Annotated in this window: 24 protein-coding genes; 10 read left to right on the top strand and 14 right to left on the bottom strand. The window is 67.3% G+C overall.

Annotation, left to right across the window (positions count from 1 at the left end):
- Positions 1–4: 4 nt before the first annotated feature.
- Together QZ755_RS11565 and gluQRS are read right to left on the bottom strand one after the other, a co-directional pair.
- Entirely contained in the window at positions 5–232 is a 228-nt protein-coding gene (locus tag QZ755_RS11565; protein WP_294322956.1) for a twin transmembrane helix small protein, read from the bottom strand.
- A 9-nt stretch (positions 233–241) separates the two neighbouring features.
- Complete coding sequence (gene gluQRS / locus QZ755_RS11560; RefSeq protein ID WP_294322975.1) at positions 242–1,141, bottom strand: tRNA glutamyl-Q(34) synthetase GluQRS; 900 nt, start codon at positions 1,139–1,141, stop codon at positions 242–244.
- 56 nt (positions 1,142–1,197) lie between these two features.
- On the opposite strand from gluQRS, the gene QZ755_RS11555 reads away from it, so the two are divergent.
- Together QZ755_RS11555 and QZ755_RS11550 are read left to right on the top strand one after the other, a co-directional pair.
- Positions 1,198–1,764 carry an HNH endonuclease gene (locus QZ755_RS11555; RefSeq protein WP_242116865.1) on the top strand — a complete coding sequence of 189 codons (567 nt, stop codon included), beginning with the start codon at positions 1,198–1,200 and terminating at the stop codon, positions 1,762–1,764.
- A complete protein-coding gene (locus QZ755_RS11550; RefSeq protein WP_294322952.1) occupies positions 1,761–2,288 on the top strand; it encodes a hypothetical protein in 528 nt (175 codons plus the stop codon). Before QZ755_RS11555 ends, QZ755_RS11550 begins: the two co-directional genes overlap by 4 nt.
- Positions 2,289–2,301: 13 nt before the next feature.
- Here the strand turns inward: QZ755_RS11550 and QZ755_RS11545 are convergent, their stop codons facing one another.
- Positions 2,302–2,664, bottom strand: coding sequence for a DUF4440 domain-containing protein (locus tag QZ755_RS11545; protein ID WP_294322950.1), 363 nt, complete (start codon positions 2,662–2,664; stop codon positions 2,302–2,304).
- Between the two features lie 136 nt (positions 2,665–2,800).
- On the opposite strand from QZ755_RS11545, the gene QZ755_RS11540 reads away from it, so the two are divergent.
- From QZ755_RS11540 to QZ755_RS11530, 3 genes are all read left to right on the top strand, one after another.
- Positions 2,801–4,969, top strand: a complete 2,169-nt coding sequence (locus QZ755_RS11540) for a transglycosylase domain-containing protein (RefSeq protein ID WP_294322949.1) — start codon at positions 2,801–2,803, stop codon at positions 4,967–4,969.
- Between the two features lie 176 nt (positions 4,970–5,145).
- Positions 5,146–6,147, top strand: a complete 1,002-nt coding sequence (locus QZ755_RS11535; RefSeq protein ID WP_294322947.1) for a beta-eliminating lyase-related protein — start codon at positions 5,146–5,148, stop codon at positions 6,145–6,147.
- Complete coding sequence (locus tag QZ755_RS11530) at positions 6,144–7,055, top strand: EamA family transporter (protein WP_294322945.1); 912 nt, start codon at positions 6,144–6,146, stop codon at positions 7,053–7,055. Before QZ755_RS11535 ends, QZ755_RS11530 begins: the two co-directional genes overlap by 4 nt.
- Here the strand turns inward: QZ755_RS11530 and QZ755_RS11525 are convergent.
- The 3 genes from QZ755_RS11525 to QZ755_RS11515 all read right to left on the bottom strand — a co-directional run bounded on the left by QZ755_RS11525 (position 6,965) and on the right by QZ755_RS11515 (position 11,337).
- On the bottom strand, positions 6,965–7,792 hold the full coding sequence (locus QZ755_RS11525) for an NAD(P)-dependent oxidoreductase (protein WP_294322943.1): 828 nt from the start codon (positions 7,790–7,792) through the stop codon (positions 6,965–6,967). The genes QZ755_RS11530 and QZ755_RS11525 overlap by 91 nt on opposite strands.
- Before the next feature lie 117 nt (positions 7,793–7,909).
- Complete coding sequence (locus QZ755_RS11520; RefSeq protein ID WP_294322942.1) at positions 7,910–9,556, bottom strand: M28 family metallopeptidase; 1,647 nt, start codon at positions 9,554–9,556, stop codon at positions 7,910–7,912.
- A 95-nt stretch (positions 9,557–9,651) separates the two neighbouring features.
- Positions 9,652–11,337, bottom strand: coding sequence for a M20/M25/M40 family metallo-hydrolase (locus QZ755_RS11515; RefSeq protein WP_294322940.1), 1,686 nt, complete (start codon positions 11,335–11,337; stop codon positions 9,652–9,654).
- A gap of 97 nt (positions 11,338–11,434) precedes the next feature.
- On the opposite strand from QZ755_RS11515, the gene pepN reads away from it, so the two are divergent.
- The gene (gene pepN / locus QZ755_RS11510; protein ID WP_294322973.1) at positions 11,435–14,023 is read left to right on the top strand and encodes an aminopeptidase N; all 2,589 of its coding nucleotides are present in this window, start codon (positions 11,435–11,437) and stop codon (positions 14,021–14,023) included.
- Between the two features lie 25 nt (positions 14,024–14,048).
- On the opposite strand, the gene QZ755_RS11505 is transcribed toward pepN, so the two are convergent.
- The 8 genes from QZ755_RS11505 to pyrE all read right to left on the bottom strand — a co-directional run bounded on the left by QZ755_RS11505 (position 14,049) and on the right by pyrE (position 20,186).
- Positions 14,049–15,242 carry a glycosyltransferase gene (locus QZ755_RS11505; protein WP_294322939.1) on the bottom strand — a complete coding sequence of 398 codons (1,194 nt, stop codon included), beginning with the start codon at positions 15,240–15,242 and terminating at the stop codon, positions 14,049–14,051.
- 12 nt (positions 15,243–15,254) lie between these two features.
- A complete protein-coding gene (locus QZ755_RS11500; RefSeq protein ID WP_294322936.1) occupies positions 15,255–15,770 on the bottom strand; it encodes a DUF2141 domain-containing protein in 516 nt (171 codons plus the stop codon).
- Positions 15,767–16,681 carry a hypothetical protein gene (locus QZ755_RS11495; protein ID WP_294322934.1) on the bottom strand — a complete coding sequence of 305 codons (915 nt, stop codon included), beginning with the start codon at positions 16,679–16,681 and terminating at the stop codon, positions 15,767–15,769. Before QZ755_RS11495 ends, QZ755_RS11500 begins: the two co-directional genes overlap by 4 nt.
- A gap of 42 nt (positions 16,682–16,723) precedes the next feature.
- The gene (gene maiA / locus QZ755_RS11490) at positions 16,724–17,362 is read right to left on the bottom strand and encodes a maleylacetoacetate isomerase (RefSeq protein ID WP_294322932.1); all 639 of its coding nucleotides are present in this window, start codon (positions 17,360–17,362) and stop codon (positions 16,724–16,726) included.
- On the bottom strand, positions 17,359–18,315 hold the full coding sequence (gene lepB / locus QZ755_RS11485) for a signal peptidase I (protein ID WP_294322930.1): 957 nt from the start codon (positions 18,313–18,315) through the stop codon (positions 17,359–17,361). The genes maiA and lepB overlap by 4 nt, the downstream gene beginning before the upstream one ends.
- An 8-nt stretch (positions 18,316–18,323) precedes the next feature.
- Positions 18,324–18,731 (bottom strand): holo-ACP synthase, encoded by a 408-nt coding sequence (gene acpS / locus QZ755_RS11480; protein WP_294322928.1) that lies wholly within the window; start codon positions 18,729–18,731, stop codon positions 18,324–18,326.
- Between the two features lie 148 nt (positions 18,732–18,879).
- Positions 18,880–19,608, bottom strand: coding sequence for a pyridoxine 5'-phosphate synthase (locus QZ755_RS11475; RefSeq protein WP_294322926.1), 729 nt, complete (start codon positions 19,606–19,608; stop codon positions 18,880–18,882).
- A complete protein-coding gene (pyrE, locus tag QZ755_RS11470; protein ID WP_294322924.1) occupies positions 19,605–20,186 on the bottom strand; it encodes an orotate phosphoribosyltransferase in 582 nt (193 codons plus the stop codon). Before pyrE ends, QZ755_RS11475 begins: the two co-directional genes overlap by 4 nt.
- A 189-nt stretch (positions 20,187–20,375) precedes the next feature.
- Between pyrE and coxB the strand changes: the two genes are divergently transcribed.
- From coxB to QZ755_RS11450, 4 genes are all read left to right on the top strand, one after another.
- Positions 20,376–21,578, top strand: coding sequence for a cytochrome c oxidase subunit II (gene coxB, locus QZ755_RS11465; protein ID WP_294322922.1), 1,203 nt, complete (start codon positions 20,376–20,378; stop codon positions 21,576–21,578).
- A gap of 1 nt (position 21,579) precedes the next feature.
- On the top strand, positions 21,580–23,238 hold the full coding sequence (ctaD, locus tag QZ755_RS11460) for a cytochrome c oxidase subunit I (protein WP_294322920.1): 1,659 nt from the start codon (positions 21,580–21,582) through the stop codon (positions 23,236–23,238).
- A 262-nt stretch (positions 23,239–23,500) separates the two neighbouring features.
- Entirely contained in the window at positions 23,501–25,276 is a 1,776-nt protein-coding gene (locus tag QZ755_RS11455; protein WP_294322919.1) for a DUF1800 domain-containing protein, read from the top strand.
- On the top strand, positions 25,273–26,664 hold the full coding sequence (locus QZ755_RS11450; RefSeq protein ID WP_294322916.1) for a DUF1501 domain-containing protein: 1,392 nt from the start codon (positions 25,273–25,275) through the stop codon (positions 26,662–26,664). The genes QZ755_RS11455 and QZ755_RS11450 overlap by 4 nt, the downstream gene beginning before the upstream one ends.
- Positions 26,665–26,682 lie beyond the last annotated feature (18 nt).

Below are 26,682 nucleotides of genomic sequence, written 5' to 3'. Positions count from 1 at the left end.
CGGTTCAGCTGCGCCCGGACAGGAACAGCAGCACGACGACGATCAGGATGGCGATCGCCTGAAACAACACGCGCGCCTGCATCATCTTGTTCGATTTCAGCGCATGGTCGCTCGGCCCCTCGCCGCGCACCTCGGCGCTTCCCTGTGCCAGGAACGACACGATGCCGCGGATCAGCGCGACGACGACCGCGATCATCGCCGCGATCAACAACAGGACCAGGAACGTGTTCATGGCGTGAAGCTAAGCCTTTGCCAGCGCAAAGCCAATGGGCAGTCGCCCTGCACGCAGATCGTCGGCGAGGTCGCGCCCGTCGAGACCCTGTTCGCGCAGCGCCGCGAGCGTCGGCGCGCCGTTGCGCTTGGCCAGCCGCGTGCCATCCGGCCCCAGCAGCAGCGGATGATGCCGCCATATCGGGACGGGCAGGCCGAGCAGTGCCTGCAACAGCCGGTGGATATGGGTCGCGGCGAACAGGTCGACGCCGCGTACCACATGGGTCACTCCCTGCGCGGCATCGTCGATCGTGACCGCCAGATGGTAGCTGGTGCCCGCATCCTTGCGCGCCAGCACCACATCGCCCTGTGCCAGCGGATCTGCCGACACCCTGCCCGCCAGCTCGTCGGTCCACTTGAGCGGCCCGGCCAGCGCCACCGCCCGTGCCATGTCGATCCGCCACGCGTGCGGCTCGCCCAGCCGCGTCGCCGCGACCGTCGGCGGGATCATGCGGCAAGTGCCCGGATAGACCGCACCGTCCACCCCATGCGGCGCCGACGCACTCGCCGCCAGTTCGCGGGCAATGTCGGCGCGGGTACAGAAACACGGATAGACCAGCCCGGCCGCGCGCAGCCGATCGAGCGCGGCGGCATAGAGCGCCATCCGCTGTGACTGGAACACGACCTCCCCATCCCAATGCAACCCCAACCATCGCAGGTCGGCAAGGATGCCCGCGACATGTTCGGGCCGGCTGCGCCCCGTATCGATGTCCTCGATCCGCAACAGGAATCGCCCGCCCGCGCCCCTTGCGCGGTCATGCGCCGCGATCGCCGCCACCGCATGGCCGGCGTGCAACGCCCCCGTAGGACTGGGTGCGAAGCGGGTGACGACCGCGCCGGTTTGACTTTGGGTATCGCGCCGTGCTGTCATGTCCGCGTCATCGTTGCCGATCATATCGGCCGCGACGTTTACGCGAGGGGGACTTCATGTACCATCCCGATCGCCTCCGCCATCCCGATGGCTGCCCCGCGCTGGTGCTCAACGCGGACTATACGCCGTTGAGCTATTATCCGCTCAGCGTATGGCCATGGCAGACGGCGGTTAAGGCCGTATTCCTCGACCGGGTCGACATCGTCGCCCAATATGATCGCGAAGTGTGCAGCCCGACGGCACGCATCAAGCTGCCCTCGGTCATCGCGCTCAAGCAATATGTGCGGCCATCGGAATTTCCGGCCTTCACCCGGTTCAACCTGTTCCTGCGCGACCGTTTCAGCTGCCAATATTGCGGCGCGACCCACGACCTGACCTTCGATCACGTCGTGCCGCGCGCGCAGGGTGGGCGGACGACGTGGGAGAACGTCGCCACCGCCTGTGCGCCGTGCAACCTGCGCAAGGGGGGGCGGACGCCGAAACAGGCGGCGATGCCGCTGCATGTCCAGCCGATCCGCCCGACCAGCTGGCAGCTGCAGGAACAGGGCCGCCGCTTCCCGCCCAACCATCTGCACGAAACGTGGCACGACTGGCTCTACTGGGACGTCGAGCTGGAGGCGTGACCTTTGTCAGCATCACCCGGCTGCGCATCCGGTCCGCGCGCTTCCTGCCGGCCTTCCTGATCGATACGTGGTTGAGTGCACGACAGGTAAAGCGCGCCAAGGGCTATCGTGACGGACGGATGCTGGCGGATCGGCGGCGCACCTATTGGACGATGACCGCATGGGACGATGCGGCATCGATGCGTGCGTACATGACCGCCGGACCGCATCGTCGCACCATGCCGAAGCTCATGCGCTGGTGCGATCAGGCGAGTGTCGTGCATTGGGTACAGCACGAGACAGCTTTACCTCCGTGGGACGAAGCCGACCGTCGGATGCGGCGCGAAGGCCGCGTCTCTAAAATACATCATCCGGCGATCGGCCACGACCCGATGACGTTCGACGCCCCGCGGACAACCAGCGGGCTGCGGCTGACGCCCCGCCCGCCCCTCGTCGCTCCCGCGCAGGCGGGAACCTATAAACGCAACCGCAGCGACTCAGACGCGGACGACAGCGGCTATGGATTCCCGCCTTCGCGGGAATGACGGAGGCTAGACCTCACCCGCCCTTCAACGTCAGCGGCGGGGTCTGCTGGTGCTGCACCACCGTCCACACGCCGTGTTCGATCCAGCGATAGGTCGAGGTGCAATAGGCCGTATACGCCTCGCCACCCTTATGCGCCTCCGCCTTGTAGGCGACGACGATCAGCCCTTCCTGCGGGCGCGCGACCTGCCGTTCGGTCAGCGACACCTGTTCCCAGCGCGGCGTGTCTTTCACCGTGTCGATCGCCTGCCGTCCGGTGAAGACGAACGGCGGCGTCGGCAGCACCATCAGGCATTCGTCGTCGACCGATTCCTCGTAATGCGCCGCATCGGCGGTCCACAGGCTTTCCTCGAAATTCCAGATGCGATCGTCGTCCACCGCGATTCTCCTGTCGTTGCCGGTGCTTAGCGTACGGGGATCGTGCCGGTTCCGCCCGTCGCCCTTCCGGTACGCTCGCCCCGCCGCAAGTCTGCTTGCCGAGGCTGTGTCAGACCGATAATACACGGCGGGTATCATGGCTTACGATCCCCCGTCCCCGCCCTCCGGCCCCGTCGATCCCAGCCGGATCGGGCGCCTGTCGACCCCGCTGACGGGCGAGGCGCTGGAGCGGCGCCGGCGGCTGGCCGCGTTCGACGATGCGCTGGCCGATTACGACCGCAGCTTTCCCGGTGCCGGCAATTCTCCGCCACCGCCCCCCGAGGCCCCGACCACCGCCGCCGCGAAGAAGCGCCGCCCGCTTCGCTGGTGGCTCCGCTGGATCATGCGTGGCTTCGGGGTGTTCATCCTGCTGCTGATCCTTGCGATCGGCTGGCTGGCGCTGACCGCGCCGCTGTCGAAATCGCTCGAACCGCCCGCGCCGCCGTCAATCACCCTGCTGTCGGCGGAGGGAACGCCGATCGCCGAGCGTGGCGCCAATATCGGCAAGCCGGTCGACGCGACCAAGCTGCCCGCGCACGTCACCGAAGCGTTCATGGCGATCGAGGACCGCCGCTTCCGCACGCATTGGGGCATCGACCCGCGCGGCATCGCCCGCGCGATGTGGACCAATACCGCGGCGGGCGGCGTGCGACAGGGCGCCAGCACGATCACGCAGCAGCTGGCGAAGAATGCGTTCCTCGATTCGGACCGGACCGCCGCGCGCAAGATCCGCGAAGTGCTGATCGCGTTCTGGCTGGAGGCATGGCTGACCAAGGACGAGATCATGTCCCGGTACCTGTCCAACGCCTATTTCGGCGACAACGCCTATGGTCTCGACGCTGCCGCGCACCATTATTTCGGGCGGGCGCCCAAGGACCTGACCGTCGGTCAGGCGGCGATGCTGGCCGGGCTGGTCAAGGCGCCCTCGCGCCTTGCTCCCACCGGCAACCTGAAGGGCGCGCGGGCGCGACAGGCGGTGGTCGTCGGCGCGATGGAGGCCGCGGGCTATCTGACGTCGGCCGAAGCGGATCGGGTGAAGCCCGCCGTGCTGCACGTCACCGACAGCAGCACGCTGCCCTCGGGCACCTATTTCGCCGACTGGGTGCTGCCGCAGGCGCGCGACCGGGAAGGCGGCGTCGGTGCGGACCGCAAGGTCACGACGACGCTGGAAATCCGGATGCAGCGTGCCGCCGAGCGCGCCGTGCGCAACGCCGGGCTGAAGCAGACGCAGGTCGCGATCGTCGCGATGCGCCCCGACGGCCGGGTCATCGCGATGGTCGGCGGCAAGAATTACGCCGACAGCCCGTTCAACCGCGCGGTACAGGCCCGGCGGCAACCGGGATCGACCTTCAAGCTGTTCGTCTATCTGGCGGCGATGCGCTCTGGGTTGAACCCGCAGAGCCAGGTCGTCGACGAACCGGTCACGATCGGCGACTGGAGTCCCAAGAACAGCGACGGCCGCTATCTGGGCACGATCACCCTCGAACGCGCGTTCCAGCGGTCGAGCAATGTCGCCGCCGCGCGGCTGACCAAGGAGGTCGGCGTCAAGAACGTCATCCGTGCCGCGCGCGACCTCGGCATTTCCACCCCGATCGCCAACGAAGCGTCGATCGCGCTCGGCACCTCCACCACCTCGCTTATCGAACTGACCAGCGCCTATGCCGCGATCGCAGCGGGCGAGGCGCCGGTGATCCCGCGCGGGCTGGCGCAGCAGGACGAACCGACCTGGCTCGACCGGCTGCGCTCGACCCGGCGAACCCTGTCGCGGGACGAGCTGGAGGGGATGCGCACGCTGCTCGCCGCGTCGATCCGCCAGGGGACCGGCGTCGCCGCCAACCTGCCGGTGGAAGCCTTCGGCAAGACCGGTACGACGCAGGACAATCGCGACGCGCTGTTCGTCGGCTATGCCGGCGGGATCGTCGCCGGGGTGTGGCTGGGCAACGATAACAACACCCCCAATCCGGGGCTGGCCGGCGGCGGCCTGCCCGCGCGGATCTGGCGCGACTTCATGCGGCAGGCGCTGAACCTGCGCGATCCGGTACCGGTCGCGGCGCCCGAACCCGAACCGATCGACAATGCGATCGATGCGGTACAGGACGCGCTGGGCATTCCCGACGAAGGGCCGATGACGGTCGAGGGACCGGGCTTCGACGTGTCGCTTGACCGCGACGGACAGGTCCGCTTCGGCCCCAACGACCGCCGCCGCCGCGAGGAGGAACCGGTCCCGCAGGAAGAGCGCCGCCCACCGGAAGAGGATCAGCAATAGGGGCAAACGATCTTCCCCGGCGCCACCTGCGTCATCCCAGCGAAGGCTGGGATCTCCCGGCGATCATGCGGGGCAGGAGCCGCTGAAGACCCCAGCCTTCGCTGGGGTGACGCGAGTGGTGGGGATTACCGGCCGGCACCATTGACCCCCGCCCGCCGCCCCGCCAAGGCTTCGTCATGCGCTTCTTTTCCGACAATGCCGCCCCCGCCTGCCCCGCCGTCCTGAACGCCATCGTCGCGGCGAACGGGCAGGACACCGCCTATGACGGTGACGCGCTCAGCCGGCGGCTCGATGCGCGGTTCGGCGAACTGTTCGGCTGCGAGGTGGCGGTGCTGTGGGTGCCGAGCGGGACGGCGGCGAACTGCCTCGCGTTGACCGCGATGTGCCCGCCGCACGGCGGCATCATCTGCCACCGGGAAGCGCATATCCAGAATGACGAGGGCGGCGCTCCCGAATTCTATACGCATGGTGCCAAGTTGATGCTGCTGGGTGGCGATGGCGCCAAGCTCGACGCGCCGACGATCGAAGCGTTCCTGTCGACCATCCGTGACGACGTGCATCAGGTACAGCCGCACGCCATTTCGATCACCCAGGCGACCGAGGCCGGAGGGGTCTATACCCCGGACGAGGTTGCGGCGATCGGCGCGCTGGCCCGGACACGCGGCCTTGGCCTGCACATGGACGGCGCGCGCTTCGCCAATGCGGTGGCGCATCTCGGCTGTTCGCCCGCCGAGCTGACGTGGCAGGCCGGCGTCGACGCGCTGTCGTTCGGTTTCATCAAAAATGGCGGCATGTCGGCGGAGGCGCTGGTATTCTTCCGCCCCGAACTGGCGAAGGTTGCGCGCTATCGCCGCAAGCGGGCCGGCCTGCTGGCGTCGAAGGGACGGTTCCTCGCGGCGCAGTTGCTGGCGATGCTGGACGGCGATGTGTGGCTCGCCAATGCCCGCACCGCCAATGCCGGGGCGGCGATGCTGGCGCAGGCGGCGGGGAACCGGCTGATCCATGCGGTCGAGGCGAACGAGGTGTTCCTGCGCCTCACCGGCGAAGAAGCCGCCGACCTGCGCGCGCAAGGGTTTGATTTCTATGACTGGGGCGCAGGCCAGGCGCGGCTGGTGGTGGCGTGGGATCAGGATGCGGCGACCGTCGCCCCGCTCGCCGACGCGATCACCGCCTTGTGAGCGACACGCCAAGATCGGCGACCCCAGCGGTCCTGATCCCCTTCGCCATCGTCACGCTGATCTGGGGATCGACGTGGATCGTGATCCGCGACCAGCTGGGGGTGGTGCCGGCGTCGTGGTCGGTCACCTATCGCTTCCTGATCGCGGGCGTCACGATGCTCGCCTGGGGCCGGTGGCGCGGCGATCGGATCGCACTCGACCGGCGCGGATTGCTGTTCGCCGCGGGGCTCGGCCTCGCGCAATTCTGCCTGAACTTCAACTTCGTCTATCGTGCCGAGGAATATGTGACTTCGGGTCTGGTGGCGCTGATGTACGCGCTGCTGATCGTGCCCAATTCGATCCTCGCCCGCATCTTCCTGGGCCAGCGTATGGGGCGACAGCTGCTGGTCGGGTCGGCGATCGCGCTCAGCGGCGTCGCCCTGCTGTTCCTGCACGAAGCGCGCGTCCATCCCGAAAATGGCGGCGCGGTGCTGCTCGGCCTCGCCATCGCGCTGGCCGGGGTGTTCGCGGCATCGACCGCCAATGTCATGCAGGCGACGCCGACCGCCAGGGCCTATCCGATGGTCCCGCTGCTCGGCATCGCCATGCTGATCGGGGCCGCCATCGACGCAAGCTATGCCGCCGCGACCGTCGGGCCGCCGGTGTTCGACTGGCGCTGGGCCTATGTCGGCGGGCTGCTCTACCTCGGCATCGTCGCGTCGGCGGTCGCCTTCACGCTCTATTTCGGGCTGATCCGCGTGATCGGCCCCGCCAAGGCGGCATATAACGGCGTCATCGTGCCGGTGATCGCGATGCTGCTGTCGACCCTGTTCGAGGGCTATCGCTGGTCGCCGCTCGCCGGGGCCGGCGCGGCACTGGCGCTGGCCGGGCTGGTCGTGGCGCTCAAAGCGCGCAGGCCGAACCGGTAATCGGGATAGGCCGGACGCCAGCCCAGCACCCGCTTCGCCCGCCCGTTCGCCACCCGCCGGTTCTCGCCGTAAAAGGCGCGTGCCATCGGGCTGAGCGTCTCCAGCGGCACGAACGGCGGCGGCGGGAGGCGCAGCAGCCGCGCGGCATAGACGACCACGTCGTTCTGCGGCGCGGGGCAATCATCGGACAGGTTGTACGCGCCGGCTGGCCCCGACAGCCCGCGCGCGACGCCATCGGCGATATCGGCGACATGCACCCGGCTGAATACCTGTCCGGGGCTGTCGACGCGGTGCGCCTCGCCGCTTGCGACCCGTTCGAGCGGCGAGCGGCCAGGGCCATAGATGCCCGGCAGGCGGAACACCCGCGCGCCCAGCGCCAGCCATGTCGCATCCGCTTCGTTACGGTTCGCCCGGCGACCGGCGACGGGAGCGCTTTCGTCGACCCAGCCGCCGCCGGCATCGCCGTACACGCCGGTCGAGGAGAGATAGGCGAGCGTCGGCCCGTCCAGCAGCTCGCGATAGTCGCGCAGCACCGGGTCGCCGTCCCGATCGGGCGGCACGCTGGAGAGGATCGCGGTCGCCTGTTTCGCTTCGAACGCCACGCGGTCATGGTCGGCAAAGGCGATCGTGCCATCGCGGCCGTCGCGGGTGGTGCCGACGACGCGCCAGCCATGCGGTACCAATCGTGCGGCGATCGCGCGCGAGGCATAGCCCAAGCCGAAGATCAGGAGGCGCATCGGTTCATCTTTGCCCCGACCGTACCCCCGCGCAGGCGGGGGTCCAGAGCCAAGCAATGACCGGGTCCGTTCGTGACCCTGGCCCCCCGCCTGCGCGGAGGCACGGCGTAGAGCAGCTCACTTCGCGCCGTAGCCGTTGTAGAGCAGCCCGAAATAATCGCCCTTGTTCCACCGTGGCCGGGCTTCCGCATCGGCGAGGTCGAGCGCGATGTCGTGATTGATCGCCACGAACACCCGCCCCGCCGTCCAGTCGAACGTCTGGCGCATGTCATCACCCGGCTGGTGATAGCGATGCTCGAGGAAGTCGGCGACCGCCGCCTTGCCCGGCCCCTTCCACCCGGTGTCGAGCGACACCGAGGGCACGCCCGCCTTGACGAAGCTGTAATGGTCGGACCGGACGAAGATCGCCTCTTCGGGTTCGGGATCTGGGCTGAGCGCGATACCGCGCTTGCCCGCCGCCCGTGCCACCGCCTGCGCAACGGTCGAATGGTCCGCGCCGATCGCGACCATATCCTCGAAGCGATAGGACAGGATCGGCATGTCGAGATTGACGTCGGCGACGATCGAGCCGGCGGGCACGGTCGGATGGGTCGCGAAATATTCGCTGCCGATCAGCCCCTTTTCCTCGGCCGTCACGCTGACGAAGATCAGGCTGCGGCGGGGCTTGCGCGGGTCCGCCGCGAACTGCTTCGCGACCTCGATCATCGCTGCCGTGCCGACGCCATTGTCCATCGCGCCGTTGTTGATTCGGTCGGCGCCCTTGGGCAGGGTGGGGCCGGTCGAGATGCCGATATGGTCGAGATGCGCCGACAGCGCGACATATTCGCCCTTCAGCACCGGATCGCTGCCGGGCAACACGCCGACGACGTTGCTGCTGGTGAAGCGTGTGACCTTCGAGCGCTGGCGCGTCGTCACGCGCACCCCGGTCGCTCCGCGCGGTACGCCCTGTCCGGCGGCCTCCGCCTTCATCACCGCTGCCCAGTCGAGCGTCGAGCCGGTGAACAGCTTGGCGGCCCCGCCAGCGCTCAGCGACGCGATCGACGGTGCGCCGCTGCCCGGCACCTGCGGACGGCCATCCTTGCCGACCCACGTCATACGCGGGCTGCGATAGACCGACATGAGATAGCTGAAGGGGTAGCGATGCGTCTGCTCGGTATTCTCGATCTGGATCACGCCGATCGCGCCATGCGCCGCCGCCGCCGCCCGCTTGGTATCGCCGCTGCCCAGATGCGCGCGGATTTCACTCGGCAGGCTGGCCGGCGCGCCATAGAGATAGGCGACGATCTTTCCGCGCACGTCGAGGCCCGCATAATCGTCGATACCGTTCGCCGCATCGACCACACCGCGCCCGACGAACACGACCTCGCCCGAGCGCCGCAGATCGGGTTCGAGGAAGCTGGTCGAGGTCAGGTAATCGCTACCGAAGGTCAGCTTCGGACGTCCGGCGGCAGTAAGACTCCCCTTGCCCACCGGCACCGCCGAGGCGAGCGGCACGCGTTGCAGATAGGTGCCGTCGTCGCCCGCCGGCTGCAGGCCCGCGGCGCGCATCTGGTCGGCGACATAGGCGGCGGCGCGGTCATATTCGGGCGTACCGGGCGCGCGGCCCTTCATCTCGTCGGACGCGAGGAACGCGACATGCGCCCGCATCGCCGCCTCGTCCGGGGTCAGCGGGGCGGTCTGGGCGAACGCCGGCGTGGCGAGGAGCAGCAGGGGGATCAGGGCACGCATCGACAATTCCTTCTGCGTCGCGCGAAAGATCGTCATGCCAGCGCAGGCTGGCATCTCCCCGTGGCGAAGTGCGACGCCCGCCACGGGGAGGCCCCAGCCTGCGCTGGGGCGACGTCATGGGGCAGCGGCGCTTACTTCGCGCCGTAGCCGTTATAGAGCGTGCCGAAGAAATCGCCCTTGTTCCACGCCGGACGCTGGGGTGCGTCGGCGATGTCGCGGGCGATCTGGTAATTGACGTTGATGAAGCGTTCGCCCGATTCCCAGTCGATCGGCGGCCCCTGCACCACTTCGTCCGACGGCTGGTGATAGTTGTTGGCGAAGAACGCATCGACCGCCGCCTTGCCTGGCCCCGACGTGCCCGGCCACAGGAAGACCGACGGCACGCCCTGCTGCACGAAGCGATAATGGTCCGAGCGCACGAACAGCGCCATGTCGGGCATCGGATCGGGCGAGAAGCTGACCCCTGCCGTCGCCGCCGCGCGCTTCACGATATCGCCCAAGGTCGAGCGCACCGCGCCGAACGCGATGACATCGGTGAACTTGTAGGTGATGATCGGCATGTCGAGATTGACGTCAGCGACCATCTTGGCACCCGGCATCACCTTCGCGATCGTCGGGTTGTGCGCGAAGTAATCGGAGCCGACCAGCCCCTTTTCCTCGGCAGTGACCGCGAGGAACAGGATCGAGCGGCGCGGTGCCTTGCCCGACGCCTTGAAGCGCTTGGCCTCCTCGATCAGCGAGGCGATGCCGACCGCATTGTCCATCGCGCCGTTGTAGATCGTGTCGCCGTTCTTGTTGGGCGTGCCGACGCCGACATGGTCGAGATGCGCCGACAGCACGACCGTTTCCGGCGCGACGGTCGGGTCGCTGCCCGGCAACAGCCCGGCGACATTGGAGCTGGGCAGCGGGGTGGTTACGGTCTTGATCGCCACGTCGAGACGCGGCTTCAGCGCGATCCCACGGAACCTGGCGCTACCCGGCAGGGCGGCCGCCGCCTTGGCCCAGCTCGTGCCCGATCCGGCGAACAGCTTCTCGGCTCCCGCAGCGGAGAGCGTCGCGAGCGTCGGCACGCCGCCACCCATGATGTGCCCCTTGCCATCGGCTTCGGCCCAGCTGACGCTGGTCGGCTGGGCGGTGGCGACGGTCTTGGCCATCGGCATCCGGGCGGAAACCTCCGGCGTCTGGAGTGCGATGATGCCGATCGCGCCCTTCGCCTTGGCGATCGCCGCCTTGGTCGGCAGGCCGCCGAAATGCGCCGCTTCCTCGCTGTCGAGGCCGGTGGGCGCGCCGCGCACCACCGCCACGATCTTGCCACGCACGTCGAGGCCGGCATAATCGTCGCGCTTGGGCGACGACACGCCATAGCCGACATAGACCACCGGTGCCGCGATCGTCGTCTCCGCCGCCGCCGGATTGACGCCCGGCAGATAATCCTGGCCGAAGGTCAGCGCCTGCCCGTTCAGGCTCAGCTTGCCCATGTCCGCCGGGCCGACCTTGATGAGCGGCACCTTCTGCAGATAGCTGCCATCGTCGCCCGCCGGGCGCAGGCCCGCGGCATAGAATTGCGATGCGACATATTGCGCAGCGATGTCATATTCGGCCGATCCGGCATCGCGCCCGCGCATCGCGTCGCTCGCCAGGAACATGACATGCGCCTTCATCGCCGCCTGCGCGGGCGGCAGGACGGCGTTGATCTCGCCATTGCGCGCCTGAAGTTCGGCGGCGGTGGGGGCGGGTTGGGCGGGGGCCGGCGGCGCATCCTGCGCGATGGCGGCGGTGCTGATGAGAAGACCGAGCAACAAGGCTGGACGGAACATTGGAATCCTTCGACAAGCGATCATAGATACAGGCGTAGCTTGTGCCGTGGCCCTGCGCAACGCGGGGTCCGAACCTGAATGAAGGTCGAGAATGATGATGGTCGATGCGACGCGTACTCCGATGACCCCGCCCGTCATCCGCCGCAGCGATTATCGCCCCCCGGCATGGCATGTGCCGGAGATCGCTCTGGAATTCGACCTCGACCCCATGGCGACCCGCGTCACCGCGACCCTGACCGTCACGCGCAACGGCGACGGACCGTTGCGGCTGGACGGCGACGGCCTCACGCCGCGTTCGGTACTGGTCGATGGGGTGTCGCACGACGACTGGCGGCTGGAGGATGGCGCGCTGGTCCTCGACCTGACCGGTGACCGGCATGACGTGACGACCGAGGTCGTGATCGAGCCGCAGGCGAACACCCAGCTGATGGGCCTCTATGCCTCGGGCGGCAATCTGTGCACCCAGTGCGAGGCGGAGGGGTTCCGCCGCATCACCTTCTTCCCCGATCGGCCCGACATCCTCAGCCGTTACCGCGTGCGGATGACCGCCGACAAGGCGCGCTTCCCGGTGCTGCTGGCCAATGGCGATCCCATCGCATCCGGTGACCTGAGTGACGGTCGCCACTGGGCGGAATGGTCGGACCCCTTCCCAAAGCCCAGCTACCTCTTCGCGCTGGTCGCAGGCGATCTGGTCGCCAATCGCGGGCAGTTCGTTACCGCCTCGGGCCGCGAGGTACAGCTCGGCATCTGGGTCCGCGCGCCCGACCTGGCGAAGACCGACCATGCGATGCGCGCGCTGAAGACATCGATGGCGTGGGACGAGCGGGTCTATGGCCGCGAATATGACCTCGACGTGTTCAACATCGTCGCGGTCGACGATTTCAATTTCGGGGCGATGGAGAACAAGGGGCTGAACATCTTCAACAGCCGCTACATCCTGGCGGACCCCGACACCGCGACCGATTACGATTATGACGGCATCGCCGCCGTCGTGGCGCATGAATATTTCCACAATTGGTCGGGCAACCGGGTCACCTGTCGCGACTGGTTCCAGCTGTCGCTGAAGGAGGGCTTCACCGTCCTGCGCGACCAGCAATTCTCGGCGGATCAGGGGTCGGCAGCGGTCAAGCGGATCGAGGATGTCCGCAGCCTGCGCGCATCGCAGTTTCCCGAGGATGCCGGGCCGCTCGCCCATCCGATCCGGCCCGACGCCTATCAGGAAATCAGCAACTTCTACACCGCGACCATCTATAACAAAGGCGCGGAGGTCGTGCGCATGATCGCCACGATCCTGGGGAACGCCGCCTTCCGTGCCGGCACCGACCTGTATTTCAGCCGCCATGACGGCACCGCCGCGACCTGCGAGGATTTCGTGGTGGCGATGGAAGATGCCTCGGGCGCTGACCTTTCCGCCTTCCGTCGCTGGTACGAACAGGCGGGTACGCCGCGCGTGTCGGCGACGCTGGAGCATGTGCCGGGCGGCGGCCGCGCCACGCTGTCGCTGCGCCAGACGGTGCCGCCGACGCCGGGCCAAGGGACCAAACAGCCGATGGTGCTGCCGCTGAAACTCCGCCTGTTCGGCGCGGAAACCGGTCGACCGCTCAGCGACGAACGCCTGTTCCTGTTCGATCAGGATGCGGCGACGATCACGTTCGAAACCGTTACCGAACGCCCGGTGCTGTCTATCAACCGCGGGTTCTCGGCACCGGTGATCGTTGAGACCGACCGGACCTCGGCCGATCTCGCGTTCCTCAGCGCGCATGACGACGATCCGTTCGCCCGCTACGAAGCGATGCAGCAGCTGATGCTAGACACACTGGTCGCCTCGGTCGCCAGCGGCCATGGCAACCACGCGGCGGTGATCGACGCCATCGCCAACACGCTGGCCGACGACCGGCTCGACCGGGCATTCGTAGCGGAGGCGGTATTGCTGCCGTCGGACAGCTTTATCGGCGACCAGATGGGGGTGGTCGATCCGGATGCGATCTTCGCCGCGCGCGAGGCGCTGCGCAGTGACATAGGTCGGGCGCTGCTGCCCGAATGGCGTTCCGCCTATGCCGCGACGGAGGCACAGGGGTTCGAATATACCCCCGATGCCAAGGGCAAGCGGCGGCTGCGTACGGTCGCGCTTGGCTATATCGCCGCGTCGGGGGCGAGCGATGCCGACGCCATCGCCTTTACCCAGTTCGAACGCGCCGACAACATGACCGACCGGCAGGGCGCGTTGATGACTTTGGTCAATTCGGATTCGGACGACCGGATCGCCGCGCTCGACATCTTCTACAACCGCTACCGCGACAACGGGCTGGTGCTCGACAAATGGTTCACCACCCAGGCGCTGTCGACGCGCGCCGACACGTTCGAACAGGTCGAGGAGCTGGCCGGGCATCGCGACTTCACCCTGACCAACCCCAATCGCGCCCGCGCGCTGATCGGGGCGTTCAGCATGAACCAGCGCGCGTTCCACCGCGCCGACGGCGCTGGATACCGGTTCCTCGCCGACCAGCTGATCGCGCTCGACCGGATCAACCCGCAGACCGCAGCGAAAATGCTGCCCCCGCTCGGCCGCTGGCGCCGGTTCGACCGGGCGCGGGGGGAATTGATGCGCAGGGAACTGGACCGGATCCTGTCGGTGCCGGGACTGTCGAAGGATATGCTGGAGCAGGTGGGGAAGAGTTTGTCGTAAAGCTCCTCCCCGGCACGGGGAGGAATTATTTCGCGAACCACTCCGGGTAGCGCTGAGCCTTTTCCGCCACCAACGTTTCGTAGTAGCGCATCAGGTCAACCGCATGGTCGCGGTCGGTCCGGACCCGCGCCGCCGCCGCATTCGCCGCCGCTTTAACCACATCATAGTCCCGCGCGAACATCCGTTCGATCGCGTCCGCTGCCGATCGCGGATCGCGCGCGGCGTAGGTTTCGGCGAAATCCGGCTCGGCGATCTCGGCGCACCCACCCTCGTCCGGCACGATCAGCGGCAGGCCCGATGCCAAGCCCTCCAGCCCGACCAGCCCGAACGGTTCGGCATCCGACCCGTGGATCAGCGCGTCGCAACTGGCCATGATCCGCGCAAGGCGCACCCGGTCATAGACGGGGCGGAACAGCTTGATATGCGGGCTGTTCTTCAGCCGGCGTTCCAGACGGCTGGTATGCACGCCGCTGCCGATCTGGATCATCCCGACGGGCAGATGCTCGCCCGCCATCTCCACCGCGTCGAAGATCATCGGCCAGCGTTTTTCGGCATGATGCCGCCCCAGCCCGAGCAGCAGATACCCCTCCAGCGGCAGGCCAAGCTGTTCGAGCAGCGATGCCCGCAACTGTTCGTCGCGATGTTCGGGCGAGAAGAACCCGCGCTGGATGCCGAGCGGCATGGAGGCATGGACCGTCAACCCGCGCGCCGCATGACGCTTTTCCAGCGCCGGGCCGTTGGTGACGAACGCATCCATCTTTTCGAGGTAGCGCGCCATGTAGCGCGTCCACCACATGAACGCCTCCTCGATCCGCTCGCGGCTGGCCAGCCGTTCGAACCAGCGCAGCGGATAGGCCCCGACATTGTCGTTATGCGCGAAATAGACCTTCACCGCATGGCCGAGCCAGTCGGCGACGATCGTCGCGGGCCGCCAGGGACTCGACGCCTCGACCACATCGGGGTGCAGTTCGTCGAGCAGCGCGTGGATCGCTGCGCCGCGCACGAAGATGCCGTAATTGGGGTCGAGCACCAGTGTCGGCGCCTTTACCCAATAGATGCGCCCACCGCCCGGCCGTTCCTCGACCGCATTCTCCTTGGCCGGAGCGATCACGATCAGCTCATGGCCCAGCTCGGCCATGATCGTCATCTTGTGGTCGATATAGGTGCGGACCCCCCCGCCGGTCGGCGAGTAGAATTCGTTGACGTCGATGACACGCATCGGGGGATGGCGTCAGTCGAGCGGGGCGAAACCGCCCAGCCCGCGCAGATACTGGGCGCGCACCGTCGTCGTCACCACGCCGGCGGGCACGACGATGATCGCCTGCGCCAGCTTGGGCCGCGACCGGCCGAGCTTGCCCGCGCCTGGAAAGCCCGCCCCGTCGCGCATGAAGTTGAACTTGTTGCGGCCATCGCGGTCATGGGTGAACAGCAGCGCATAACGACCGGGCGACGGCGCGCGGATGCACAGCTGCACGTTGCCCGATGGGGGCATGTCGGCCCAGACCCGGCGGAAGAACTTGCCCTCCTTGCGCAGGTCGTGGTCGTCCTTCAGGAAATCGTCGTCGTTCGCCGGATAGAGTTCGAGCTTCAGCCGCCCGGTGCGGTCCTTCAGCCCGGTCACGTTGACGCGGATCGCCGGACCCTGGTTCGCATTGCACGCGGCGGCATCGCTGCCGATCGACTGGGCGGCGGCAGGACCGGCGGCGAGCAACGCCGCACCCAGCAGCGTCAGGGGCAATTTCATCATTCTTTCCTTGCGAGCGCAGGAAGCCCGAATGCCGCCATCAACACCACATGCGTGAACAGGGTGAGAGTCGCGATGAATGCGACCAGGTCGGACAAGGCTTCGCCATGCCCGATAAACATAATCGCGAAGTTGGCGAAAAGAAGGTCTTTGTTCGGCAACAGCGGCAGGCGTGCCACGACCAGCCGTCCGGCAGCCAGGAACAGCCACCAGGTGATCGAGACGTTGGGCATCGCGAAATAGCTGGCGATACCGAACGCCAGCGACCCCAGCACCAGCCGCGCGCAATGCACGCCGAAGATCCAGCGCAGCATGGCGCCCGGCAGCGAGAAGACGCGGCGCGAGAACAGCAGCAGCACGCCCGAAATTCCGACCGCCACCGCCGAGGACCAGCCGAGCATTTCCAGCTGCTTGGGCGGAAACAGTTCGAACGCGAAGGGCAGCGTGACCGCCAGCATCCCGACCGTCACGATGTTGCCGGCGATGCCCGACAGAATCGTCACGTCCTTCACCGCACCGAACGGGGCGGTCACCATCTTCAACCGGGCACGCGCCCAGGCATAGAAGAACACGTCGCCCGAATAGCCGATGACGACATCGTTCGCGATCCGCTTGCGCACCAGCGCGCCGAACCCGTCGAACGGCAACCGCCAAAGCCGACGAAAAATGATGAAATCGAACAGCGGCGGCGCGAAATAGGCGAGCGCAAAGAACAGGTAGAACCACGGTGAATCCGGCGCGGCCAGTTCGATTCCGGCCCAGCCATGGTCGAACAGCTCCCACGCCAGCCCGACGATCATCAGCCCGGAGAGCAACGCCCCCAGGATGCGCGGCCAGCGGGGGCGCAGCCGGTCCAGCGGCTCCAGCCCGGCCAGATCGGGACGCGCGCCTGCGGTGTCGGCATCGGTTACCATGTCGCGCGACGTCCTAACGGCTCACGCTCGTTGCCGCCAGCGTCATGCCGCCGGTGCCACCGCATCAGGATGTGCCGCTGCGAAGGCCGGCAGGTCGGCCGTCCGCGCATCGATCGCCACCAGCCGTGGCCACGGCGTCAGGTCGAGGTCGAAGCGGCGCGCATTGTAGAGTTGCGGCACGAGGCAGCAGTCGACCACCCCCGGCGTATCGCCACCGAAGAACCCGTCCGCCGGGGCCGCCGCCTCCAGCGCGCCCAGCCCTTCCGCTATCCAATGGCGATACCAGTCGGCCTTCGCCGCCGCGTCCGCGCCGAACTGCGCCTCCAGCCGTTGCAGCACGCGCAGATTGTCGATCGGGTGGATGTCGGCGACGATCACCAGCGCCAGTGCCATCGCCCCCGCTCGTTCGACCGGATCGCGTGGGAACAGACGGGGTTCGGGATGCGCCGCGTCCAGCCAGTCGAGCATGGCGAGCGACTGGGTCAGCACCGTGCCGCCGCCGATGTGGAGCGCAGGGATCAACCCTTGCGGGTTGCGCGCCAGATGCTCGGCCGCGCGATGCTCGCCCTTCAGCAGCGCCACCGGCACGCTGGCCCACGCCACGCCCTTCAGGTTCAGCGCGATGCGGACGCGGTAGGCCGCCGACGATCGGTGATAGTCGTAGAGGGTATAGCCGCTCACTTGGCGGCGCCGCTCGCCGGGACCAGCGAGGTGCCGGCCCGGCCGCTGCGGAACGCGCTGAACCATGTCGCCGGGTTCAGGCTGGTCGTGCCGTCGAGCGAGAAGGTGATGAACTCGGCCCGGCCGCCGATATTCTCCCACGGCACCGGCCCGCCAAGGCCCCGCTCGGCCTCCGAGAAACGGCTGTCGGCGCTGTTGTCGCGATTGTCGCCCATCAGGAAGACATGGTTGGCCGGAATGATAATCGCGGGGAAATTGTCGCCCTGCGAACCTTGCTTGAAGTCGATAGTGTCGTACTGGCGACCATTGGGCAGCGTCTCACGGAACAGCGGCAGGCGACAGAACGCGCCCTTGTCGGTACGCACCAGCGCGCCCGGATATTGGTCGGGATCGCACTTCGTATTGGCGTCGACCGGGATCATCGCATCGCCCATCGCCTTCCGCGGGATCGCGACGTCGTTGATATAGACGACGCCGCCCGCCACCTCCAGCCGGTCGCCCGGCAGGCCGATGACCCGCTTGATCAGGTCGGTGTTGCTCCCCGGCGGCTTGACGATCACCACGTCGCCGCGTTCGGGCAGCGATCCCCACAGCCGCCCATGCCATGCCGGCAGCTGGACGCTCCACGTCTCCTGCGGTTCGCGCAGCACGATGTCGCGGAACATCGCGACCGGATTGGGGATGGTCGGCGACACGAACGACCAGCCATAGGCATATTTGCTCACCACCAGCCGGTCGCCGACGCGCAGGCCCGGCAGCATCGATTCGGACGGGATGTAGAATGGCTTGGCGATGAAGCTGTGGAAGCCCAGCACCACCAGCAACAGCCAGAACAGCCCGCGCAATTCGCCCTTCCAGTCGAGCCGCCGATGGGCGGACGCTTGCGGAACGGCGGCGGGGGTCGGCTGCGACGGCGCGGATACGTTTTCTTCCAGCGCCAGATGATCGGCCATCAAACGTCCTACTCTACCCTGGGCAACGCCTCGATGATGACGAACGCCTGGGCCCAGGGATGGTCGTCGGTCATCGTCAGATGCACCACTGCGACGTGGCCCTCGGGCGTCATCGCGTCAAGCCGTGCTTTCGCACCACCGGTCAGGTGCAGCGTCGGCGCCCCCGATGGCGCGTTGACCACGCCGATGTCGCGCATGAACACGCCGCGCGAAAAACCGGTGCCGACCGCCTTGGAAAACGCTTCCTTGGCAGCGAAGCGCTTCGCCAGCGTGCCTGCGCGGGTGAAGGGTCGCTTCTCGGCCTTCGCCTGTTCCACGGGCGTGAAGACCCGCTGGACGAAGCGGTCGCCGAACCGGTCGAGCGACACCTGGATGCGCTCGATATTGCAGAGGTCGGAGCCGAGGCCGAGGATCATACGCAATTCCTCCCCGACACGGGGAGGGGGACCGCCGCGCAGCGGTGGTGGAGGGGGGTGTCCCCGGTCGCAACCGTTGTAGAGGAGGACGCCCCCCTCCACCAGCCTGCGGCTGGTCCCCCTCCCCGTGCCGGGGAGGAATCCGCGTTCACCGCGCGGTCTCCATCAGATCCTTCATGCGGGCGACCACCGGCCCCAGCCCGCCGAAGATCGCCTCGCCGATCAGGAAATGGCCGATATTCAGCTCGCGCACCTGCGGGATCGCCGCGATCGGCACCACATTGTCGAAGGTCAGGCCATGGCCGGCATGGACCTCGATCCCGTTCTTGGCGGCGAGCGCGGCGGCATCGGCAATGCGGCGCAATTCGGCGACCTGTTCCTCGCCCGACAATTCGGCGTACCGCCCGGTGTGCAGTTCGACGACCGGTACGCCCAGCGCCACGGCGGCGGCAATCTGTGCGGCGTCGGGTTCGATGAACAGCGACACCCGCACCCCCGCATCCGCCAGCGCCCGCACCATAGGCGCCAGCTTGTCCTGCTGCCCGGCGACGTCCAGCCCGCCCTCGGTCGTGCGCTCCTCGCGCTTTTCGGGAACGATGCACGCGGCGTGCGGGCGATGCTTCAGCGCAATGCCCAGCATCTCCTCGGTCGCCGCCATTTCGAGGTTGAGCGGCAGCGTCAGTTCGCGCGACAGCCGGGCGATGTCGGCATCGGTGATATGGCGGCGATCCTCGCGCAGATGGGCGGTGATGCCGTCGGCGCCATGCTCGGCCGCCAGCAGCGCGGCGCGCACCGGATCGGGATAGCCGCTCCCCCGCGCATTACGCACCGTCGCGACGTGATCGATGTTGACGCCCAGGCGCAAGGGGCCGGTCATGCCGCCCGGCTCCCCGGCTTGATCGCCGGGATCGCCGCGAGGTCGGCGGGCAGCGCGTCGGGGTGATAGCTCGGCACGTCCAGCCGGATCAGCGGCAGGAACGGCACGCCCAGGTCCGCCGAACCGTTCGACCGGTCGACCAGCGACGCGGCGGCCACGACCTCGCCGCCCGCCGCCCGGATCGCTGCGATGGCTTCGCGCGACGACAGGCCGGTGGTCACCACATCCTCCATCATCAGCACGCGGGTGCCCGGATCGATGCGGAACCCACGGCGCAGTTCGAACGTGCCGGTCGGCCGTTCGAGGAACATGGCGCTCACGCCCAGCGACCGGCCCATTTCATGGCCGACGATCACCCCGCCCATCGCGGGCGAGATCACGACGTCGATTCGTTCGCGCAGCTCGGCGGGGAAGCGGCTGGCCAGTTCGTCGCACAGCCGTGCGGCGCGGCGCGGGTCCATCAGCACACGGGCGCATTGCAGGTAGCGCGAGGACCTGAGGCCCGACGACAGGATGAAATGCCCCTCCAACAGCGCTTCCGCTGCACGGAATTCGTCGAGGATCGCGTCGTCGTTCATGGCTGTCGTCCTGCCCATTGCCTTTGCGCGCCGCTCTAGTACCGCGCACGGCCCGTTCGCAACCATCGCTTGAGGACAGGCGACATGCCGCGTATAGCCCGGTGGGTTAGGGTTTCCAAACGCCCACAGCACGCGACCACGCCGTATAAGAAGCGTGCCGCGTGCCCACTAACGGGGTGACACGACACGATGCGACGCATTGGGATGAGGATGTTGGTACTGGCGGCGGCCGCCGCGCTGGCGGGGGGCGCCCATGCCGCCACGCCGAAAGCGGTGACGCCGGGCACCGGTGAGGTTGCGACCGCGCCGCAAGCGGGCGCACCGCCCCCCGGATCGGCGGAAGCGGCACCGACCGGGCAGGTCACACCGCCCACGACCGCCGCAGCGCCGGCACCGGCGAAGGTGCAGGACCCGACGCTGGACGGCAACGGCGCGCCGCTGCTGATCGCGACGCCGGGCATCGGCCAGCCGACCGACCGCAAGGTCGACCTGCAGCAGCAGGTGACGCCGAACGGGCGCGAGGCAAAGGCCTTCCACAACCACATCCTGATGCCGGTGATCGTCGTCATCTCGCTGCTGGTGCTGTTCCTGCTGGCCTATGTCGTGATCCGTTTCCGCGAAAGCGCGAACCCGGTCCCGTCGAAGACGTCGCACAACACGATGATCGAAATCGTGTGGACCGCAGCCCCCGTGCTGATCCTGGCGGCGATCGCGGTCCCCTCGATCGGGCTTCTCGCGCGCCAGTTCAAGCCGGCCCCGGACAATGCGGTGACGATCAAGGCGATCGGCAACCAGTGGTTCTGGTCCTATGAATATCCCGATTATGGCGGCGTGTCGGTGACCGCCAACATGCTGAAGGAAAAGAACGAGGTTGCCGCCGGGCAGCGGTATCGCACCGATGCCGACGGCCCGCGCCTGCTGGCGGTCGACAACCGCATCGTGCTGCCGGTCGGCGTGCCAATCCGCCTGATCACCACCGCGACCGACGTGATCCACAGCTGGGCGATGCCGGCGTTCTGGGTCAAGCTCGACGCGGTGCCCGGACGGCTGAACGAAACCAGCTTCACCATCGAAAAGCCGGGCCTGTATTTCGGCCAGTGCAGCGAGCTGTGCGGTGCGCGCCACGCGTACATGCCGATCGCCGTCGAAGCGGTGCCGGTGGCGCAGTTCAACCGGTGGATCCAGGCTAAGGGCGGCACGCTGCCCGGCGCCAAGGAAGCCGCCGCACCGACCAACGCCGTGATCCCGCAGCCGGGCGCCGATGCCGCCGACGCGACGTCGAACGCCAGCGATGCGGCGGACGTGCCGGTGGTCAACGCGACCGAAGCCGCCTCTCCCTCCACCCAGCGCGCCACCGGCAACGGCGGCGGCGTCGGCAACGTGGACCAGTAAGATGACCGATACCGCCCTTCCCGGCCACCACGCGTTCGACGCGCACGGACACGGCCATGACGCGCACCATCACGATGCGGACCACAAGCCGGGCTTCTTCGCCCGCTGGTTCATGTCGACCAACCACAAGGACATCGGGACGCTCTACCTGATCTTCGCGATCGTCGCGGGGATCATCGGTGGCGCGATTTCGGGCCTGATGCGGCTCGAACTGGCCCAGCCGGGCATTCAGTGGCTGCCATGGCTGTCGGGCCATGAAGGCGACCAGGCGCTGCACTTCTGGAACGTCCTCATCACCGCGCACGGCCTCATCATGGTGTTCTTCATGGTGATGCCGGCGATGATCGGCGGCTTCGGCAACTGGTTCGTGCCGATCATGATCGGCGCGCCGGACATGGCGTTCCCGCGGATGAACAACATCTCGTTCTGGCTGCTGATCCCCGCCTTCCTCCTGCTGCTGGGCAGCACGGCGTTCGGCGGCGGCGCAGGTACGGGCTGGACGGTCTATGCCCCGCTGTCGACCTATGGCGAACCCGGACCCAGTGTGGACATGGCGATCCTGTCGCTCCACCTCGCCGGTGCGTCGTCGATCCTGGGCGCGATCAACTTCATCACCACCATCCTGAACATGCGCGCGCCGGGCATGACCCTGCACAAGATGCCGCTGTTCGTGTGGTCGGTGCTGGTGACCGCCTTCCTGCTGCTCCTCGCGCTGCCGGTGCTGGCCGCGGCGATCACGATGCTGCTGACTGATCGCAAGTTCGGCACGACCTTCTTCGATCCTGCCGGCGGTGGCGACCCGATCCTGTACCAACACCTCTTCTGGTTCTTCGGCCACCCCGAAGTGTACATCATGATCCTGCCGGGCTTCGGCATCATCAGCCACATCGTCGCCACGTTCAGCAAGAAGCCGGTGTTCGGCTATCTCGGCATGGCGTACGCGATGGTCGCGATCGGCGCGGTCGGGTTCGTCGTGTGGGCGCACCACATGTTCACCACCGGCCTGTCGGTGAACACCAAGATGTACTTCACCGCCGCCACGATGTTGATCGCGGTGCCGACCGGCATCAAGATCTTCTCGTGGATCGCGACGATGTGGGGCGGATCGCTCCGTTTCCCCACGCCGATGCTGTGGGCGATCGGGTTCATCTTCATGTTCACCGTCGGTGGCGTGACCGGCGTGGTGCTGGCCAATGGCGGCGTCGACGACGTGCTGCACGACACCTATTATGTCGTCGCCCACTTCCACTACGTGCTGTCGCTCGGCGCAGTATTCGCGCTGTTCGCCGGCTTCTACTACTGGTTCCCGAAGATGTCGGGGAAGATGTACAACGAGCTGCTGGGCAAGCTGCACTTCTGGGTGTTCTTCATCGGCGTGAACGTCATGTTCTTCCCGATGCACTTCCTCGGCACGCAGGGGATGCCGCGGCGCTATCCGGACTATCCGGACGCCTACGCCTTCTTCAACCATATCGCCTCGGCCGGATATGGCATCATGGCGATCGGCATGGTGTTCTTCTTCGTGAACGTCGTCATCTCGCTGATGGCCGGCCGCAAGGCGGCGGACAATCCGTGGGGCGAAGGGGCGACGACGCTGGAATGGACGCTCAGCTCGCCGCCGCCGTTCCACCAGTTCGAAACCCTGCCCAAGATCGATTGATCCGCAGCATTCGTTCCACATCAGAGACGCCCCGGAGCAATCCGGGGCGTTTTTGTTTGTCGATCCGCAAACGTACGATGACAGCGGCAACGGCAACGACGGGCTTCGGTCAGTACGAATACGTAATGATTATTCCGGAATCGTTGGAACCTGTCGCACCAGCGCATCGTTATAACCTGTTTTGTCTACATTTATCGGCTCGTTAAGCATTTCCCAACCATGAAGCCCTACGCCGGACGGGAGAGTGCGTAGGGGAATACCGATGTCAGGCGGTCCGTCGATCATCGACGAAATGGAAATGGTGGCGGTTTCGGAACCGGATGGGGGGCAGCATCACGGGCCACGCGAAACGCGGACGAAACTCGAAACCCATGGCGTCCTGAGTGCGGCCATCCTGTTGGCAGCGTGCGATTCGGGCGGCGGCGCGAGCGGCGGCAGCGGCGGCCTCGTCTCGGTCCCAGCGCCGACCCCGACACCGGCCCCCACGCCCAGCCCCACCCCGACCGTCGCCGCACTGACGGCACAGGGGGCCAGCCGGTTCCTCGCGCAGGCGACGATGGGCGCCAATCGCACGTCGATCGATGCCGTCCTCAACACCGGCATCGCCGCCTGGATCGATGCCCAGTTCGCCCGCCCGCGCGACACCAGCCACTGGGACTGGCTGGTGTCGAAGAACTACAACGACGCCACGAACAACAACAATATCGGCGGCCAGAACGGCTATGACCCCAGCGTGTGGCGCCAGGCGATCGCCGGGGGCGATCCGCTACGCCAACGGGTCGCATTGGCGCTGCTCGACTTCCTCGTCATCGGCATCAACGGCATCAACATGTCGTGGAAGACCTTTGCGATGGCGGCGTATAACGACCTGCTGCTCGACCACGCGTTCGGCAACTATCGCGACCTGCTGGGTGCGATCACGCGCAATGCGGCGATGGGGTCGTTCCTGAGCTTCATGGGCAGCCGCAAGGCCAATCCGTCGACCGGCCAGATGCCCGACGAGAATTACGCCCGCGAATTGATGCAGCTGTTCACGCTCGGCCTTTACCAGCTGGAACAGGACGGCACCGTGCGCACGTCGAACGGCGTGCCGCTGGAAACCTATACCCAGGACGACGTGTCGCAACTGGCGCGCGTATTCACCGGGCTGAACCTGGCGACGAACGACAACACGACCCCCGAGCGGATGCGGCTGCCGCTGGCCATCACCGCTTCCGCCAACGAAACCGGATCGGCCAGCTTCCTGGGAAGCACGGTGTCGGGCGGGGGGTTCGCGGCGATCGATGCCGCGCTCGATATTCTCTTTCGCCACCCCAATGTCGCGCCGTTCGTGTCGCGGCAGCTGATCCAGCGGATGGTGACATCCAACCCCAGCCGGGCCTATGTCGGGCGGGTCGCCGCCGCCTTCGCCAATAATGGCAGCGGCGTGCGCGGCGACATGAAGGCGGTGATCCGCGCGATCCTGCTCGATCCCGAAGCCCGCGACGACGCAGCCGCGCTGGCCAGCACGACCGCCGGCCGGTTGCGCGATCCGGTCCAGCGGCTGACCAACTGGGCGCGCGCGTTCGGCGTCACCTCCCCCAGCGATGCCTGGGCGATCGGCGACACGACCAACACCACGACGCGCCTTGGCCAGTCGATCGGCCGTGCGCCCAGCGTCTTTGGCTTCCTGCGACCGGGCTATGCCCCGCCGGGCACCGCGGTGGCGCAGGCGGGTATGACCGCGCCCGAATTCCAGATCGCCAGCGAACAGACCAACATCGCCTATGTGAACTACATGCAGTCGCTGGTCGGCGGCGGCACGGGTGACGTGAAGGCGGACTATGCGCCGATGATGGCCCTCGCCCCGGACAGCCAGAAGCTGGTCGACGAAGTGAACCTGGTCCTTGCCGCCGGACAGTTGCGGACGGCGACCGTGACCGCGATCCGCGCCGCGGTCGACAGCATCCCGCTGACCGCGAACAACGCCACGCTGAACCGCACGGGGGTCGCGATCCTGCTGACCCTCGCCTCCCCCGACTATCTGGTGCTGAAATGAACGCTCCGACGATCCTGCATGACGTCTCGCGACGCGCCTTTCTGCAGCGCACCGCCGCGCTGGGGGTGGCGGGTGTCGCCGCGCCCTTCGCCACCACGCTGGGCGCGATCGGCGAGGCGGCGGCGGCCACCGCCACCGATTACAAGGCGCTGGTGTGCGTGTTTCTGCAGGGCGGGAACGACCATTACAACACGCTGGTCCCCTATGACCCGACGTCGCACGCGCTGTACGCGGCGGCGCGCGGCGCACTGGCGTTCGGTCGCGACGCGCTGCAGTCGACCGCGCTGATGCCGGGTGCCGACCTGGGTGGGCGAGCCTATGCCTTTGCCCCCGCCATGGCGCCGCTCAACCCGCTGTTCGATGCCGGGCGGCTGGCGGTCGCGCTGAACGTCGGCACGCTGATCCAGCCGACGACGCGCGCCCAATATCTGAACAAGTCAGTGCGCCTGCCGCCGAAGCTGTTCAGCCACAACGACCAGCAGAGCTTTTTCCAGGCGTCCAGCCCCGAAGGCGCGGTGTCGGGTTGGGGCGGGCGGATCGGCGACCTGTACCAGTCGGGCAACGGGTCGGCGACGATGACGTGCATCAACGCATCGGGCAATGCGGTCTTTCTGACCGGGCGGCAGGCGATCCAGTATAATGTCGGCACCGGCGGGCCGGTATCGCTGTTGCGCGGGGCGACCTCGCTCTACGGGTCGAGCGCCGCTGCAGCGACGCTGCGCCAGATGATGACCGAAACGAACCCGCACATGTTCGCGACCGAATATGCGCGGGTGAACAAGCGGGCGATGGATACGCAGGCCCAGCTGGCCAACCTGTTGGCCGGCGCCCCCGAATCGCAGTTCAACCTGTTCCCCAGCGGCAATTCGCTGGCCGATCAGCTGCGGATGGTCGCACGGATGATCGCGATTTCGGGCGACCTGGGCGTCAAGCGGCAGGTCTTCTTCGTATCGACCGGCAGCTTCGACCTGCACGACAATCTGGCGACGATCCAGCCGACGCTGCTCGGCCGCCTCGCCACCGCGATGCGGGCGTTCCACGACACCACCGCCGCGCTGGGCGTGGCGGACAAGGTGACGACCTTTACCGGGTCCGATTTCGGCCGCACGCTGGCATCGAACGGCAATGGCGTCGACCATGGCTGGGGATCGATGCATTTCGTCATGGGCGGCGCGGTGAAGGGCAAGCGATTCTACGGCACGCCCCCCGCCATCGGCCACAACACCAATGACGATGTAGGGCAGGGCCGGTTGATCCCGACCATGTCGGTCGACCAATATTCGTCGACCCTGGCGCGCTGGTTCGGGGTGTCGGACGGCGACCTGACGACCGTGCTGCCCAATATCGGCAATTACGACAAATCCACCTGGTCGCAGGGCTTCGCCTGATCGCATCCGCGAAAGATT

This window comes from uncultured Sphingomonas sp. (genome assembly GCF_913776855.1).
Lineage (GTDB): Bacteria > Pseudomonadota > Alphaproteobacteria > Sphingomonadales > Sphingomonadaceae > Sphingomonas.
This window is presented reverse-complemented; position numbering and strand designations above follow the sequence as displayed.

Coding starts and splice junctions, on each gene's coding strand:
- QZ755_RS11565 (WP_294322956.1), bottom strand. CDS start 232: ATGAACACGTTCCTGGTCCTGTTGTTGATCGCGGCGATGATCGCGGTC.
- gluQRS (WP_294322975.1), bottom strand. CDS start 1,141: ATGACAGCACGGCGCGATACCCAAAGTCAAACCGGCGCGGTCGTCACC.
- QZ755_RS11555 (WP_242116865.1), top strand. CDS start 1,198: ATGTACCATCCCGATCGCCTCCGCCATCCCGATGGCTGCCCCGCGCTG.
- QZ755_RS11540 (WP_294322949.1), top strand. CDS start 2,801: ATGGCTTACGATCCCCCGTCCCCGCCCTCCGGCCCCGTCGATCCCAGC.
- QZ755_RS11535 (WP_294322947.1), top strand. CDS start 5,146: ATGCGCTTCTTTTCCGACAATGCCGCCCCCGCCTGCCCCGCCGTCCTG.
- QZ755_RS11525 (WP_294322943.1), bottom strand. CDS start 7,792: ATGCGCCTCCTGATCTTCGGCTTGGGCTATGCCTCGCGCGCGATCGCC.
- QZ755_RS11520 (WP_294322942.1), bottom strand. CDS start 9,556: ATGACGATCTTTCGCGCGACGCAGAAGGAATTGTCGATGCGTGCCCTG.
- QZ755_RS11515 (WP_294322940.1), bottom strand. CDS start 11,337: ATGTTCCGTCCAGCCTTGTTGCTCGGTCTTCTCATCAGCACCGCCGCC.
- pepN (WP_294322973.1), top strand. CDS start 11,435: ATGGTCGATGCGACGCGTACTCCGATGACCCCGCCCGTCATCCGCCGC.
- QZ755_RS11505 (WP_294322939.1), bottom strand. CDS start 15,242: ATGCGTGTCATCGACGTCAACGAATTCTACTCGCCGACCGGCGGGGGG.
- QZ755_RS11500 (WP_294322936.1), bottom strand. CDS start 15,770: ATGATGAAATTGCCCCTGACGCTGCTGGGTGCGGCGTTGCTCGCCGCC.
- QZ755_RS11495 (WP_294322934.1), bottom strand. CDS start 16,681: ATGGTAACCGATGCCGACACCGCAGGCGCGCGTCCCGATCTGGCCGGG.
- lepB (WP_294322930.1), bottom strand. CDS start 18,315: ATGGCCGATCATCTGGCGCTGGAAGAAAACGTATCCGCGCCGTCGCAG.
- acpS (WP_294322928.1), bottom strand. CDS start 18,731: ATGATCCTCGGCCTCGGCTCCGACCTCTGCAATATCGAGCGCATCCAG.
- QZ755_RS11475 (WP_294322926.1), bottom strand. CDS start 19,608: ATGACCGGCCCCTTGCGCCTGGGCGTCAACATCGATCACGTCGCGACG.
- pyrE (WP_294322924.1), bottom strand. CDS start 20,186: ATGAACGACGACGCGATCCTCGACGAATTCCGTGCAGCGGAAGCGCTG.
- coxB (WP_294322922.1), top strand. CDS start 20,376: ATGCGACGCATTGGGATGAGGATGTTGGTACTGGCGGCGGCCGCCGCG.
- ctaD (WP_294322920.1), top strand. CDS start 21,580: ATGACCGATACCGCCCTTCCCGGCCACCACGCGTTCGACGCGCACGGA.
- QZ755_RS11455 (WP_294322919.1), top strand. CDS start 23,501: ATGTCAGGCGGTCCGTCGATCATCGACGAAATGGAAATGGTGGCGGTT.
- QZ755_RS11450 (WP_294322916.1), top strand. CDS start 25,273: ATGAACGCTCCGACGATCCTGCATGACGTCTCGCGACGCGCCTTTCTG.